At 64.8% G+C, this 15,900-nt stretch carries 8 protein-coding genes and 1 pseudogene; 7 read left to right on the top strand and 2 right to left on the bottom strand.

Annotated features, from left to right (window positions below):
- Window positions 1-104 precede the first annotated feature (104 nt).
- Genes cyoB through ACDK93_RS01210 form a run of 4 tightly spaced genes read left to right on the top strand, consistent with a single transcriptional unit; the run spans window position 105 to window position 3,937 of the window.
- Window positions 105-2,078, top strand: coding sequence for a cytochrome o ubiquinol oxidase subunit I (gene cyoB / locus ACDK93_RS01225; protein WP_458072315.1), 1,974 nt, complete (start codon window positions 105-107; stop codon window positions 2,076-2,078).
- Window positions 2,071-2,712: a cytochrome o ubiquinol oxidase subunit III gene (gene cyoC, locus ACDK93_RS01220; protein ID WP_458070767.1), complete on the top strand. Its 642-nt coding sequence runs from the start codon at window positions 2,071-2,073 to the stop codon at window positions 2,710-2,712. Before cyoB ends, cyoC begins: the two co-directional genes overlap by 8 nt.
- Window positions 2,709-3,119 (top strand): cytochrome o ubiquinol oxidase subunit IV, encoded by a 411-nt coding sequence (gene cyoD, locus ACDK93_RS01215; protein WP_458070766.1) that lies wholly within the window; start codon window positions 2,709-2,711, stop codon window positions 3,117-3,119. Before cyoC ends, cyoD begins: the two co-directional genes overlap by 4 nt.
- 29 nt (window positions 3,120-3,148) lie before the next feature.
- Entirely contained in the window at window positions 3,149-3,937 is a 789-nt protein-coding gene (locus ACDK93_RS01210) for an SURF1 family protein (RefSeq protein WP_458070765.1), read from the top strand.
- A gap of 17 nt (window positions 3,938-3,954) precedes the next feature.
- Here the strand turns inward: ACDK93_RS01210 and ACDK93_RS01205 are convergent, their stop codons facing one another.
- A complete protein-coding gene (locus ACDK93_RS01205) occupies window positions 3,955-7,890 on the bottom strand; it encodes a molybdopterin-dependent oxidoreductase (protein WP_458070764.1) in 3,936 nt (1,311 codons plus the stop codon).
- Window positions 7,891-8,319: 429 nt separating this feature from the next.
- On the opposite strand from ACDK93_RS01205, the gene ACDK93_RS01200 reads away from it, so the two are divergent.
- Window positions 8,320-8,901: an acetate uptake transporter gene (locus ACDK93_RS01200; protein ID WP_458070763.1), complete on the top strand. Its 582-nt coding sequence runs from the start codon at window positions 8,320-8,322 to the stop codon at window positions 8,899-8,901.
- Between the two features lie 103 nt (window positions 8,902-9,004).
- Here ACDK93_RS01200 and ACDK93_RS01195 read toward each other — a convergent pair whose 3' ends face one another.
- Entirely contained in the window at window positions 9,005-11,020 is a 2,016-nt protein-coding gene (locus ACDK93_RS01195) for a trypsin-like peptidase domain-containing protein (protein ID WP_458070762.1), read from the bottom strand.
- Window positions 11,021-11,247: 227 nt separating this feature from the next.
- Here ACDK93_RS01195 and ACDK93_RS01190 point away from each other — a divergent pair.
- Both ACDK93_RS01190 and ACDK93_RS01185 read left to right on the top strand, forming a co-directional pair.
- Window positions 11,248-15,228, top strand: a pseudogene (locus ACDK93_RS01190) (DEAD/DEAH box helicase); the annotation flags it as partial.
- A 36-nt stretch (window positions 15,229-15,264) separates the two neighbouring features.
- Entirely contained in the window at window positions 15,265-15,900 is a 636-nt protein-coding gene (locus tag ACDK93_RS01185; RefSeq protein WP_458072314.1) for an Lhr family helicase, read from the top strand.

Genomic DNA, 15,900 nt, shown 5'->3' with positions numbered 1-15,900 from the left:
CAGCCGCGCTCCTTTATCGCGCGCTTGTCCATCGAGCGCCCGTTGTCCTGATGTTTCAAGTTTTGGTGCAGAAGATGTTTGATCACCTCGATCCCGTAAAACTGATTTTCGGCCGGCTCACCTGGGAGGCACTGCCACTGCACGTGCCGATCGTGCTGGGCACCATGATCGCCGTCATGCTGGGCGGCCTGGCGCTGGTGGCCGTTGTCACCTACAACCGCCTGTGGGGCTATTTGTGGAAGGAGTGGTTCACCAGCATCGACCACAAGAAAATCGGCATCATGTACATCATCCTCGGGCTGGTGATGCTGCTGCGCGGCTTCTCCGACGCCATCATGATGCGCGCTCAGCAGGCGATGTCGTTCGGCAGCAATCATGGTTTCCTGCCGCCTGAGCACTACGACCAGGTGTTCACCGCACACGGCGTGATCATGATCTTTTTCGTGGCGATGCCGCTGATCACCGGCATCATGAACTTTGTCATTCCGCTGCAGATCGGCGCACGCGACGTGGCGTTTCCGTTCCTCAACAACTTCAGCTTCTGGATGACCGCGGCCGGTACCGTGCTGGTGATGATGTCGTTGTTCGTTGGCGAGTTTGCGCGCACGGGCTGGCTGGCCTACCCGCCGCTGTCGGGTCTTGCCGCAAGCCCCGACGTGGGCGTGGACTATTACATCTGGTCGCTGCAGATAGCCGGCGTGGGAACCCTGCTGTCGGGCATCAACCTGCTGGTCACGATCATCAAGATGCGTGCGCCCGGCATGAGCCTGATGAAGATGCCGATGTTCGTCTGGACCGCGCTGTGCACCAACGTGCTGATTGTGGCCGCCTTTCCGGTGCTGACCGCCGTGCTGGCGCTGCTTTCGCTGGACCGTTACGTCGGCACGAACTTCTTTACCACCACGCTCGGTGGCAACGCGATGATGTACGTCAACCTGATCTGGATCTGGGGCCACCCGGAGGTGTACATCCTGATCCTGCCAGCGTTCGGCATCTTCTCCGAGGTCACCTCCACCTTCAGCCGCAAGCGCCTGTTCGGTTACACCTCGATGGTCTACGCGACCATCGTGATCACCGTGCTGGCCTATCTGGTCTGGCTGCATCACTTCTTCACGATGGGCTCGGGCGCCAGCGTCAACTCGTTCTTCGGCATCACCACGATGATCATCTCGATACCCACGGGTGCGAAGATCTTCAACTGGCTGTTCACCATGTACCGGGGACGCATCACGTTTTCGGTGCCGATGTTGTGGACGATCGGCTTCATGGTGACCTTCACCATCGGCGGCATGACCGGCGTGCTGCTGGCGGTGCCGCCGGCGGACTTCGTGCTGCACAACAGCCTGTTCCTGATCGCGCACTTCCATAATGTGATCATCGGCGGCGTGCTGTTCGGCCTGTTTGCCGGCATCAACTACTGGTTCCCGAAGGCCTTCGGCTTCAAGCTGGACGAGTTCTGGGGCAAGTGCTCGTTCTGGTTCTGGATCACCGGCTTCTATTTCGCCTTCATGCCGCTTTACGTGCTGGGCCTGATGGGTGTCACCCGCCGCATGAGCCACTTCGACGATCCGTCGCTGCAGATCTGGTTCGAGATCGCCGCCTTCGGTGCGTTCCTGGTGCTGCTGGGCATCATGTCCATGCTGATCCAGTTCTACGTCAGTTTCCGCAACCGCGCGGCGCTGCGCGACGTCACGGGCGATCCGTGGGACGCGCGCACGCTGGAATGGGCAACGTCATCGCCGCCGCCGTCGTACAACTTCGCCTTCACCCCGCTGGTGCACGAGGTCGACGCGTGGTGGCAGATGAAGCACGCGGGCTACAAGCGGCCGACCGAAGGCTTCATCGCCATCCACATGCCGAAAAATACCAGTGCAGGCCTTTTTCTCGCCGGCCTCAGCGCACTGTTCGGCTTTGCGATGATCTGGCACATGTGGCTGGTGATGATCGCGTCCTTTGTTGCCCTGCTGGCCGTCGCCATTGGCCATACCTTCAACTACAAGCGCGACTTCCATATTCCGGCCGACGAAGTCGTCCGTACCGAGGCAGCCCGCACCACGCTGTTAGCCAACCATGTCTGATACCCACGCCTCCGCCATCGTCAGCGATACCCATGCTTCGGGGCCGCTGCAGTTCCATCTGACGCACGAGCATCATCCGGAGAACGGCACCCTGCTGGGGTTCTGGATGTACCTGATGAGCGACTGCCTCATCTTTGCCTGCCTGTTTGCCGTGTACGGCGTGCTCGGGCGCAGCTACGCCGGCGGCCCGTCCGGTGCGGACGTGTTCGAGCTGCCGCTGGTCGCGCTCAATACCTCGATGCTGCTGCTGTCGTCGATCACCTACGGCTTCGGCATTCTGGAAATGCAGCGCAACCGCCTGCGTCCGATGCTGCTCTGGCTGGGCATCACCGGGCTGTTCGGCCTGGCATTTCTCAGCCTGGAAATGTACGAGTTCCTGCATCTGATCCACGAAGGCAACGGTCCGCAGCGCAGCGCGTTCCTGTCGTCGTTCTTCACTCTAGTGGGCACGCACGGGCTGCACGTCACCTTCGGTATCGTGTGGCTGATCACGCTGATGGTGCAGACGGGCAAGCTCGGCCTCACGACGGAAAACAAGCGCCGGCTGATGTGCCTGTCGATGTTCTGGCACTTCCTCGACGTGGTCTGGATCGGCGTGTTCACCTTTGTCTATCTGATGGGAGTGCTGAAATGAGCACGCATACCGACCTCATTCCGCAGGAAGGCCACCCGGACAATCACGGCCATAACCATCACGACACCGGGGCGGGCCACAGCACGCTCAAGGGCTACATGACCGGCTTCATCCTGTCGGTCATCCTCACCGCGATTCCGTTCTGGATCGTGATGAGCGGCGGCCTGCATACCTCGGGCATGACCGCGCTGGTGGTGCTGGCGTTCGCGGCGGTGCAGATCGTGGTGCACATGATCTACTTCCTGCACATGAACTCGAAGGCGGAGGGCGGCTGGACCCTGCTGGCGCTGATTTTCACCGTCGTGCTGGTCGTCATCACGCTGAGCGGCTCGATCTGGGTGATGTATCACCTGAATCACAACATGATGCCGTCGGTGATGGAAGAGCAGATGAAAAACATGCCCTGAGCGCGCGTCCTGCGCTCGCATGACTGCCGATGAACGCCACACCCGACGTTACTGTTACTGAGCGCGGTCCCCGCAGTGGGGCCGCGCTTTTTTTTCTGTCGCTGTTGGGACTGATTCTTTTTGTCGGCCTGCTCGGGCTGGGCACGTGGCAGGTCTACCGCCGCGCGTGGAAGCTCGACCTGATCGCCCGGGTCGATCAGCGCGTGCATGCGCCGCCCGTCGCCCCGCCGGCGCCTGCGCAATGGCCGAAGGTCACCGCCGCCAGCGACGAATACCGGCACGTGCAATTGACCGGCACCCTGCTCAAAGACCGCGCCACGCGCGTGCAGGCCAGTACCGATCTCGGCGTCGGTTTCTGGCTGCTGACGCCGCTGCAAATGAGCGACGGCAGCGTGGTGCTGATCAACCGCGGCTTTATTCCGCCCGAGTGGAAAGCTAGCCCATCGTCCGATCCGACAGCGCCCGTCACGATCACCGGCCTGCTGCGCCTCAGCGAACCGCACGGCCGCTTTCTGCGCACCAACGAGCCCGCGGCCAACCGATGGTTTTCACGCGACGTGCAGGCGATTGCGGCCGCGCGCGGCCTGTCGCACGTGGCGCCCTATTTCGTCGACGCCGACGCCGGCGCGACCAGCAGCAACGGCAACGATGAGCCCGTGGGCGGCCTCACCGTGATCTCATTCCCCAACAACCATCTGGTCTACGCGATCACCTGGTATCTGCTGGCGCTGATGGTGCTGCTGGCGGCCAGACGCGTGTGGCGTGAGGAGAAGCGGCTTCGCGAAGGCCTTCGTCAATCGCGCGCCGAAGCGCGCTGACCGCGCAATCGAACGACTCAGCTGGCCACGTCCACCTCGGCCATCGCGTGCAGCGTCACCGGCACACCGTTGAGCACCGCATTGCCGGACAGCGCGTCGACCACCTGATCATCGGTGATGTCGTTGATGCTTACACCCGGACTGGCCTGGGCCGTGCTGATGCGCATGCCGGAACGGTGATGCCCCCAGCCGTGCGGCAGGCTGACCACGCCGCGCTTGATCTCATCGGTGAGCTTGACCGTCACCACGATTTCGCCCTTCGCCGAAGCGAGATGCGCCGTCTGCCGGTCATGAATACCTAGCGCCGCGGCATCCTGCGGATGCACGAACAGCGCGCAGCGATCGCGCCCCTTCACCAGCCGCTGGCTGTTATGCATCCACGAGTTGTTGGTACGCAGATCGCGGCGGCCGATCAGCACCAGGCCCGGCGCCACCGCATCGGCCGCGTAATGCTGCGCGAGCCGCTGCAGATCCTCGATCAGCACCGCGGGCATCAGCTGGATCTTCCTGTCCTTGGTAAACAGGCGCTGCGGCAAGCACGGCTGCAGCGGCCCGAGGTCGAGACCATGCGGATGCTTTTTCAAGGCGGCCAGGCTCAATCCCTTTTTGCCGAACGGGTTGATCCGCTGCAGCGGATTCAGGCCTTTACCGTAAGGACCGCCGCGCAGACCCAGGTCGAGGATGCGCGCCGGTGTGAGCCAGCGGCTGACACGCTCGGATGCACGCAGCTTCAACCGTTTGGCCAACGGCGCATGCCGCGTCTTCAGGCGCTGCATGCGTGTGGTCAGTTCGCTGAAAATCTCCCAGTCCGAGCGCGTACCTTCGACGTGATCGAACAGCGGGCCGGTGTATTTGGCCACGTTGCGCACGGCCAGCAGGTTGAACACCAGGTCGTACTGCTCGTGCTCCAGCGGCCCGGTCGGCGGCAACAGAATATGCGCATGCCGGGTGGTTTCGTTGAGATAGAAATCCACCGCCACCATGAAATCCAGCTGCGCCAGCGCCTCGTCCACCTGGCGACCGTTCGGCGAAGAGAGCACCGGATTCCCGGCGACGCTAACAAAGGCACGCACCTGGCCTTCGCCCGGCGTGAGGATCTCCTCCGCCAGAATCGAGGTCGGCAGCTCGCGGCTGAATTCCGGCAGCTTGCGCACACGGCTCTGATAGCGATTGAAACCGCCGCGGCCTGAGCTCTTCAGCAGGTCGACCGCGGGCGTGGTGAACATCATGCCGCCGGCGCGATCGAGATTGCCGGTGAGAATATTAAGCAGCTGGATCAGCCAGTGGTTGAGCGTGCCGAAGCTCTGCGTGGAGACGCCCATACGCCCGTAGCACACGGCGGTGTTCGCGCCGGCAAACTCCACCGCGATGCGTTCGATATCGGCCGCGGCGATGCCGGTCAGCTCGCTGATGCGATCCAGCGGCAGCACGTTGAGCAGCTGGGGCAGCGCATCCCAACCGATCACCAGGTCGGCCAGCCGGCCCGGCTTGGTCAGTCGCCTTTCGATAATGATCTGCAGCAGGCCGAGCAGAAACAGCGCGTCGGTGCCTGGCTGGATGAACTGGTGTTCGCTGACGTAATGCGCGGTTTCGCTTCGCCGTGGATCGATCAGCACGATACGCCCGCCGCGCTTTGTAATGCCCTGCAGGCGACCCAGCACGTCGCCGGCCGACATCAGGCTGCCGTTGGATGCCGCCGGATTGGCGCCGAGCATCAGCATGTAGTCGGCGCGGTCGATATCCGGAATGGTGAACAGCTGGCTGTGCCCGTACATCAGATACGAAACCAGCTGGTGCGGCATCTGATCAAGGCTGGACGCGGAGAAAATATTGCGCGTGCGCAGCTGCCCGCGAAACGTCGGCAGCGTCAGCAACAGGCCGAGATTGTGTGCGGTCGGGTTGCCCCAGTAGGCCGCGACGGCATCGTTGCCGTGCTGCTTCTGGATTGCCACCAGTCGCGTGGCCACTTCGTCCAGCGCGTCGTCCCAGGAGATCGGCAGCCACGTGCCACCCACGCGCTTCATCGGCGTGCGGATGCGCTCCGGATCGTTGTGCAGATCCTGCAGCGCGTAGCCCTTGGGACAGATATGCCCACGGCTGTGCGGATCGTCAGGGTCGCCGGCGATCGACACGATGCGCTGGCCGTCCAGCGCAATCTTGATGCCGCACATCGCTTCGCACAGCGTGCAGGTACGGTAGTGCACTTTGAGGTTGGACGTCGGTGCATCGGCAGTGATGCCCGGCGCTTTTGCCGATGCAGCTGTGACGCTTGGCGCCTCGCCAGTTGGTGTGCGCCCGAGACGAATCACCTCGAGCATTCTTGCCACGTCGACCTCTTTCCGCCGCGGCCGTCCATGCGCCTCACCCTGCTCGCGCTCATGCCGATCAAGCACACGCCAGTCATCAAAGCTGACGACGTCGACGCCGCGCGCGACGAGCAGTGCAAACACATCCGCTTGAGCGGCCGCGGCCGATGACGGCGCGCCCGCCAGATCCGCCGCCACGTGCCGCACCGTCTGCGACGCGCACTGGCGATTGCTGCCGATCACGCCGCTGGCGCCGCGCTTGATCCAGCCCACGGCGTATTCCCGGTTTTGCACATCACCACGTTCGGAAAGCACCCGACCCTCGCGATGGGTAATCACTGAACGCTGCGCATCGAACGCGACGCCATCCAGCGCCACGCCCTGGTAGCCGGTCGCGTTGATCACTAGATCGGCGGGCAGCTGCAGGCGCTCGTCCGTGCCGCGCGCCATGACCGAGCCATCGGCACGTCGCTGCAGCATATTGACGATGGCATGCATCGACGCGACGCGACCCTCACGACCTTCGAAGGCATCCGGCGATGCCTTGAACACGAATCGAATGACGCGATCGCCATCGACCGTTCGAGCCTGCGCCTCGCGCAACAGCGCCACGTTCTGGCGCGCCTCGCTGTTCAGCGGCGCGTCGAGGTCGGTCGCGCTGGCCTCGTCTAGGATCAGATCACGCGCATCGACGACGATGCGCACGCCCGGCATGTCCATCAGCTTGCGCAGCTCGCCGGGCGTAAACGCGGCCTGCGCCGGCCCGCGGCGCGCCACAAGACAAACCTCGCGCACGCGGCTCTGGCGCAGCGCCGCCAGCGCCTCGTCGGCGATATCCGTGACCGCCAGCTCGTCCACCGGCGTGACCAGAATGCGTGCAATATCTAGCGCGACATTGCCCAGTCCCAGCACCACGACGGTGCGGCCGGAAAGATCGACCGGCAGGTCGCGAACATCCGGATGGCCGTTGTACCAGCCAACAAAATCCGAAGCGCCCAGCACATTGGCAAGCCCGGCACCGGGCACGTTCAATGGCCGGCTGACCGAACCGCCGGTGGCGTAGATCACGGCGTCGTAGTGGGTCAGCAGCTCCTCCCGCTGCACATCTGTGCCGACCTGCACGTTGCCGAAAAACCGCACGTTGGGCAGGCGCCCAATCGCGTCGAAGCTGTCCGTCACGGATTTGATCTTCGGGTGGTCCGGCGCGACGCCGTAGCGCACCAGCCCGTACGGCGTCGGGAGGCGTTCGAAAATATCGACCGCGCTGCCCGGCAGCTGCCTGAGCAATTCCTCGGTCGCATAAAAGCCGGAGGGCCCAGAGCCGACCACGGCAAATCGTCGCGGCGTCGACGCATTGGCTGGCATGCGCGCGACCGGCACGCTGTCGTCCTGGCTTTGCGTGATCACCGGATGGATTTTCGACAGCCGGGCATTCAAACCGATGTCATCGAGCAACGCTTCTGGCACCGCGTGGTCTGGATGAATCGCCCGCACCGGACACTCGGAAAGGCAGGCGTTGCAGTCGATGCAGACGTCCGGATCGATGTAGAGCATCTCGGGCCCGATGCGAAACGCATCGACCGGACAGACGTCCACGCACTTCGTGTACTTGCTGTCCACACAGGTTCGGGTGACCACGTACGCCATCGCTGCTCTCCAGGATCGGAACGGTCCACCGACCGAATCGAGACAGTACAGAGAAATGCGCGATAGAGAAATCCGTGAAAGATGGAACTTGCCAAAGGCCCGCGCGCCTGATGACGCCAAGCTGTCACACCGTCGTGTTTCCCTGCGGCGAACGTCTTGCACGGCGCACCCGCCGCACCGCAATGCAGCATGAGTCCGGTCGCCAGCATGCGTATGCTCGGATCGAAGCACGACGCTTACGTCATAAGCTTGTGTCGACGGCGAGTCAGCACAAGGCTGATTCGGTGACCGCATAAGCTCGCCAGGGGAGCCGCCAGACATCACATGCCGATGCGCTCCATGCGCATCGGCAGACGCAGACAACAACACCAGGCTTACAAACACCCGCGGCATCACCACCGCTTCGATCCATTCAGGGGGCTTCGCACGATGAGCAACGAACACGTACCCACCAAATTTTCCAACCCGGCGCCGCTGGGCCTGGCCGGCTTCGCGTTGACCACGTGGCTGCTCAGCATGATCAACGCCGGCTGGTTCAGCGGCGACGGCATGAACATGGTGCTGGCAGTGGCGCTGGCCTATGGCGGCACGGCGCAGATGATCGCCGGCGTGATGGAGCTGCCGCGCGGCAATACCTTCGGCGCCACGGCGTTCGTCAGCTACGGCGCGTTCTGGTGGTCGTTCGCGCTGTTCGTGCTGTTTCTGCACGACAAGGTGCCGGCCGCCTTCGTCGGCTGGTATCTCTTCATGTGGGGCTTTTTCACGCTGTACATGTGGGTTGCCACGTGGAAAGCCGCGCGTGCGCTGCAGCTGGTTTTCCTCGCGCTGTGGATCACCTTCTTTCTGCTCGCGGCGGGCGAATGGACCGGCATGCCGGGACTGAAGGTGGCGGGTGGCTACGGCGGCCTGATAACCGCGGCGTTCGCTTTTTATCTATCGGCCGCCGAAGTCATCAACGACGCGCATCAGCGCACCGTGCTGCCGATCGGTGCACCGGGCGCGGCACACTAATACCGACGTCGCTCACCGCTACTGTGAGCGGCTGAAGTCGTATTGAACCAACAACAAAGGCCACGATCATCGTGGCCTTTGTTGTTGCAAATCTTGTCGATCGTCAATGATCGTCGACGTGCAGGTTCTGCATCAGCGCATCGAGCTTGGCCTTCATGGCCGGCTGCGGCTGCGTGCCGTCCACCGCCACGCCGACGCTGTACAGCACCGACGGCGCAGCGTTACCGGCGACACCCGCCGTGGTCGCAATCTGCATGTCGCCGCTGTCGCTTTGCGCCACGCTGTCATACGGATGGCGCTGGTGGGTGAGCTTGTTCCATTCGCTCTTGAAGTCGTCGTCCAGGTCCGCCGACGGCGCGACGTGGCGCTGGACGTTGATCTGGTCCGGATCGTTGGCATTGGCGAATACCTGGACATCGCCGACGTCCCAGACGACCTTGCCATGGTCGTCGAAAAAGCCGAAGCCCAGCATCAGCAGACTGTCCTGCTCGATTTTCTGCAGCGCGGGCGCAAACGAGAAACTCAGCCGATTCGCGCGATAGCTGAAGCGCTTGCCGTAGTCGATATCGAGCGTAATCCCTTTGAGCGGTGCCGGCAGCAGCGCGGCATTTTTCTGGTAGTCCTTCCACTGCGCCAGCGTGCCGCCGTAGGCCACGTCGATGAAATCGGTGAGCACCTTCATGTCGGCCACGCTGTCGTAATCGTGGTCGCCCTGGGCGAAGCGCATCATCGTCACGTAGCCGTCCGGCACGGGTAGCGAAAAGGTCACCACGCGCACGTTCATGTACGGCATGTCCCAGATACGCACCTGCCATCGGCGTTGCCAGGCATCGACGTGCACGGTGTCGGTGGCCGGCTTGCCCAGCGAAGTGATCTTGATCTCCTCGCTGCCCACGCGCCGCTGGAAGATGCCGACCTTGGCCAGCTGATCCATCAGCAGCGCCGGATTGCCGTACAGCGCGCTGGCGGCAAGGTTATCCGGCTTGCGCAGATGGAACAGGATATTGCTCTTAGCCACGCCGGCGGTGACGTAGCCGTTGTCGGACAGCGGAATCTTCTTGCTCGATTTGCCGTTCACCTCCCAGTCGCCCGTGGTGCTGCGAACGATCAGGCCGGGAAAGCTGCTCTGCCGCGCCACGCTGTGCAGAATCCGGCTGGAGCCCTCGCCGCGCGGAAACAGCTTGTCAGGATCCTTGGCCAGCAGCAGCTTGATCTGTGCATCGACATACGCGTCGAAGCGCTTGGTATACGCTGCGCTGAAATCGGCGAAGCTCAACGGCAGCGCGAACTGATCCTTCAAGATGTTGTTCTGCGTGGTGTCGAAAATATCCAGCTGATACGGCACGCGCTGGTCCATCACCGCCAGATGATCGGGCGCCTTCAATATCAGGCCGATCGGCAGCGCGTAGTTGAGGTTCTCGTTGGCCGACTTCATCAGCACGATGCCGATCAGCTTGCCGTCCTTGTCCAGCAGCGGGCCGCCGCTGTTACCCGGCGACGCGGCCGCGGAAAAGCGCATCCACTTCCAGCGACCGTCCTGATCCTCCGGCGTATCGGAGGTATACAGGCCGTCGCGGATCACCACGCCCGTGCCCAGCGCGTTGCCCACGGCGTAAACCACGGAGTTCAGCGACGGGCTGGTATTGACCTCCAGCGCCGCAGCGTTGGCCGGCGGCTTGACCAGCGAGAACACGACGAAATCTTCCTGCAGGGAGTACTTTTCGATCTTGTCGATCGCGTAGACGTTACCGTTGGCATCGCGCAGCGCCGGTGGCCCCCACAGGCTGCCGATGCCGACCTGAAGCACGTGGCCAGCGGTGACGTAGCGGTTGTTGCCAATGGCAAACGCGGTGCCGATGGAGAAGTATTTGTCGTTACGCTCCTGGAACGGTAGCAGCTCCAGCGGCAGCGGTTTTTCGTAGGTCAACGGATCATTCAGCGGCTTGGCCGCGACCACTTCAAACGTGGCCGCCTGAATCTTCGGCAGCACGGCCGGATCGAGGCTGGCGGCGTGCGCGCCGGCCATGGCGCAGAAACCGATCAATGCCGCCAGCGCCATCCGCTGAAGCATGAACATCGAGGCGCCTGCGTCGCGCCGAATCACCCGCAAAACGTGCATGAACATCCTTTGCATCGCATCCGCCCTGGCATGAAAGCCGTCGTTGAACTCCCCCGGAATCCTGATCGGCGACGGCCGTTCGCGGATAGTGACATGCCTCATCGGCGCTTGCACTGGCGCCGGCAGGGCCACGAAAGGGCAGCGCGCCATGCTGCATTGAGCGGGTCCGGCACATCCCCATATATGATCGGGTGACTCTCTTTTCACCACCGCACGAACCCTTGCCGATGCGCCTGGATGCCGATCCGCTGGACAGCTTCCACCCCGCCGTCGCGGGCTGGTTTCGCAGCGCCTTCGACTCGCCCACCGCGGCACAGGCGAAGGCGTGGCCGACGATTCGCGCGGGCCGACATACGCTTGTCGCAGCGCCGACCGGTTCGGGCAAGACGCTGACGGCGTTTCTGGCCGCGATCGATGCGCTGATCTGCGAAGGCGTGGCCCACGGTGGCGCCCTGCCAGACGCCACGCGCGTGCTCTACGTGTCGCCGCTGAAGGCGCTGTCGAACGATATCCAGATCAACCTGGAGCTGCCGCTGCAGGGCATTCGCGCGGAGCTGGAAAAACTCGGCCTGCCCGACGTGGCGATCCGCGCCGCGGTGCGCACCGGCGACACGCCGCAGGCGGAGCGGGCGCTGCTGCGCAAACAGCCGCCGCATATTCTGGTGACCACGCCCGAATCGCTTTACGTGCTGCTGGGCTCGGCTTCCGGCCGCGCCATGCTGGCCGGCGTGCAGTCGGTCATCGTCGACGAGATCCACGCCATCGCCGGCAGCAAGCGCGGCTCGCATCTGTCGCTGTCACTCGAACGGCTGCAGTCGCTGTGCCAGCGACGACTGCTGCGCATCGGTTTGTCGGCGACGCAGAAGCCCATCGAAGAAGTCGCTAACTTTTTAGTGGGCGCTCACCATTCCCCCTCTCCCCCGCGGGGAGAGGGTTCGGGTGAGGTGCCGGGGTCGCCAGAGGCCAACAGCGAAGCTAGCGGCCAAACCGATATTCCCGCGAGCACCCGCCCCTCATCCGTCCCTTCGGGCCACCTTCTCCCCGACGGGGAGAAGGGATTTTGTCGCTGCGCGATGGTTGATGTGGGCCACACCCGCCCGCGCGATCTCGCCATCACCGTGCCGCCGGTGCCGCTGGAAGCGGTGATGTCGAACGATGGCTGGGAGCTGGTCTACAACCAGGTCGCGGCGCTGGTGCAGGCGCACCGCACCACGCTGGTGTTCGTCAATACGCGGAGGATGGCCGAGCGCGCGGCGCGGCATCTGTCCGACCGGCTGGGCAAGGAAACCGTGGCGGCCCATCACGGCAGCCTTTCCAAGGAGCTGCGGCTGGACGCCGAACAGCGGCTCAAGCGCGGCGAGCTGTCCGTGCTGGTGGCTACCGCGTCACTGGAGCTGGGCATCGATATCGGTGATGTCGATCTGGTGTGCCAGCTCGGTTCGCCGCGCTCGATCGCGGCGTTTCTCCAGCGCGCCGGGCGTTCCGGCCACAGCATCAGCGGCAAGCCGAAGGCACGCCTTTTTCCGACCACCCGCGATGACCTGGTCGAGTGCACGGCGCTGCTGGACTGCGTGCGGCGCGGCGAGCTCGATGCGCTGATCCTGCCGCCGCAGCCGCTCGACGTGCTGGCGCAGCAGATCATCGCCGAGGTGGCGTGCCAGGAATGGAGCGAGGACGCGCTTTACGATCTGGTCCGCCGCGCCTGGCCCTACCGCGCGCTGGAACGCGCCGATTTCGACGCCGTGGTGAAAATGCTGGCCGAAGGTTTCACCACCCGCCAGGGCGCGCGCGCCGCCTACGTGCATCGCGACGCGGTGCATGGCCAGCTGCGCGCGCGGCGTGGCGCGCGGCTCACCGCGCTGATGGCCGGCGGCACCATTCCCGACACGGCCGATTACAAGGTCGTGCTGGAGCCGCAGACCATCATCGTCGGCACGGTGAACGAGGATTTTGCGGTCGAAAGCATGGCCGGCGACATCTTCCAGCTCGGCAACACCAGCTACCGCATACAGCGCGTGGAACGCGATCGTCTGCGCGTGGAAGACGCGCGCGGCGCGCCGCCGAGTATCCCGTTCTGGCTGGGTGAAGCGCCGGGGCGCAGCAGGGAATTATCGTTTGGCGTGTCGCGCCTGCGCGGCGATATCGAGGTACAGCTCGACGCGGGTGGCGCGCCCGCTGCCCTGAGCTGGCTGAGCGAGCAGCTGCAGTTGAACGGCGAGGCCGCGCAGCAGCTGGTCGACTATCTGGCGCGCGCCAAGGCCGCGCTTGGCGCGCTGCCGACGCAGTCCACGCTGATCCTGGAACGCTTTTTCGACGAGTCCGGCGGCACCCAGCTGGTGATCCACACGCCGTGGGGCAGCCGCGTCAATCGCGCCTGGGGGCTGGCGCTGCGCAAGCGGTTCTGCCGCCAGTTCAACTTCGAGCTGCAGGCGGCGGCGACCGAGGATGCCATCGTGCTGTCGCTGTCCACCAGCCACAGCTTTCCCTTGGAGGAGGTGGCGCACTACCTGCACTCTAACACCGCCGAGCAGGTGTTGATCCAGGCCCTGCTCGACGCGCCGCTGTTCGGCGCGCGCTGGCGGTTGAACGCGGTGACCGCGATGGCGCTGCCTCGCTTCGCCTCCGGCAAGAAAGTGCCGCCGCCGCTGCAGCGGATGAAGAGCGAAGATCTGCTGGCCTCGGTATTCCCCGATCAGGTCGCCTGCCTGGAAAACATCGTCGGCGAGCGCGAGGTACCCGAACATCCGCTGGTCCGGCAGACCATGCACGACTGCCTGCGCGAGGCGATGGACACCGACGGCTGGCTCGACGTGCTGCGCGCAATGGAAAGCGGCGCGATCCGCATCGTCGCGCGCGACCTCACCGGCCCCAGCCCGCTGGCCGCCGAGGTGCTGAACGCCGCGCCGTATGCCTTCCTCGACGACGCGCCGCTGGAAGAGCGCCGTACTCAGGCCGTGCAGTCGCGCCAGTGGAACGGCGCCGACAGCGCCGACGATCTGGGCCGGCTCGATCCGGAAGCCATCGCCGCGGTGCGCGACGAGGCGTGGCCGCAGGTGCGCGATGCGGATGAAATGCACGAAGCGCTGAATGTGCTGGGCTTCGTCACGGCGGACGACGTCGTCGCGAACGCAGATTGGGACGCGTGGCTGCAGGCACTGGCCAAAGCCCATCGCGCCACGCGGCTGACGGTGGCGCCGGACGAGCATGTCTGGACCTGCGGCGAAAACCTGCCGCTGTGGCAGGCGCTGCATGCGGGCGCAGCGATGCGGCCGGCCATCGCCGCGCCCGACGGCCATACGGCGCACGCGTGGAACCGCGACGCTGCGCTGCTCGAACTGGTGCGGCATCGCCTGGGTGGATTGGGCCCGGTCAGCGCGCGCGCGCTGGCGCAATCGCTCGCCGTCGATGTCGGCGAGATCGACCTGGCCCTGACGCGGCTGCAGACCGAGGGCTACGTGATGCAGGGCCGCTTCACGGCGGCCTCGGCCACCGACGATGCCAACGGCCTCGAATGGTGCGAGCGGCACCTGCTGGCACGCATCCACCGCTACACGCTGGGCCGGCTGCGGCGCGAGATCGAGCCGGTGAGCCGACGCGAGCTGATGCGCTTTCTGTTCGACTGGCAGCACGTGTCCGCTGCCGCGCGACTCTCCGGGCCCGATGCCCTGCACGCCACGCTGAGCCAGCTGGAAGGTTTCGAGGCCGCTGCCGGCGCGTGGGAATCGGAGATCCTGCCCGCGCGCGTTGGCGACTATTCGTTCAGCTGGCTGGACGACCTGTGCCGTGCCGGACGCATCGGCTGGAGCCGGCTGCGCGCGAGCAGTGGCACGGCCGGTCGCAGCGGTGGCCCGGTACGCAGCACACCGATCGTGCTCTTGCCACGGCGCAGCATGGCCGTCTGGACGTCCGTCGCCAACGGCGTTGACACGCAGGAGGCGCTGCTTTCATCGCGTGCTCAGGCGGTGGCCGAAGCGCTGCAAGCTCAGGGCGCGCTGTTCTTCGACGAGCTGATGAGCGCCACACGACTGCTGCGTACCGAGATGGAAGACGCGCTAGGCGAACTCGTCGCCGCCGGCCGCGTCAGCGCCGACAGCTTCGCCGGCATGCGCGCCCTGCTGTTGCCCGCGGCCAAGCGCGACGCGCACCGGCACCGCCGCATGCGTCGGCACGCGCTCAACGGCATCGAGGATGCGGGGCGCTGGTCGCTGGCACGCATACAGAGTCTTCGGCCTGCTGTGGAAAGGATGCCCGACAAGGCCGATGAGGAGACGCACCGCGAGCAAGCTTCCGATGAGGCTCCTCAGCATACCCGTCCCCTCACCTCAGTCCGCTCCCCGCCGGGGAGAGGAAGCGATGGCGGCGCTTCTCGCCATGTTGATTCCATGGAAGCAACGGAACACATCGCACGCGCGCTGCTGCGCCGCTACGGCGTGGTGTTCTGGAAGCTGCTGGAGCGCGAGGCGCCGTGGCTGCCGCCGTGGCGCGAATTGCGGCGCGTGTATCAGCGGCTGGAGGCGCGCGGCGAGATTCGCGGCGGCCGTTTCGTCGAAGGCCTGGTCGGCGAGCAGTTCGCCCTGCCCGAGGCGATCGCGCCGCTGCGCGCGGCGCGCAAGCGCGCGGATGCGAATGAACTGCTCTGCCTCAGCGGCTGCGACCCGCTGAATCTGGTCGGCACCGTGCTGGTCGGCGACAAGGTGCCGGCGCTGGCGGGCTCGCGCGTGCTGTATTGCGACGGCATGGCGATCGCCGCGCTGATCGCGGGCAAGGTGACGCCGCTGATCGAGCTGTCCGGTGTGGAACTGCAGCAGGCGCAGCACGCGTTGCTACGGCATGCGCTGCCTCTCACCGGTAGCATGGCCGCCCAGCAACAGCAGCAGTAA

The organism is Rhodanobacter sp. BL-MT-08, assembly GCF_054161255.1.
This window is presented reverse-complemented; position numbering and strand designations above follow the sequence as displayed.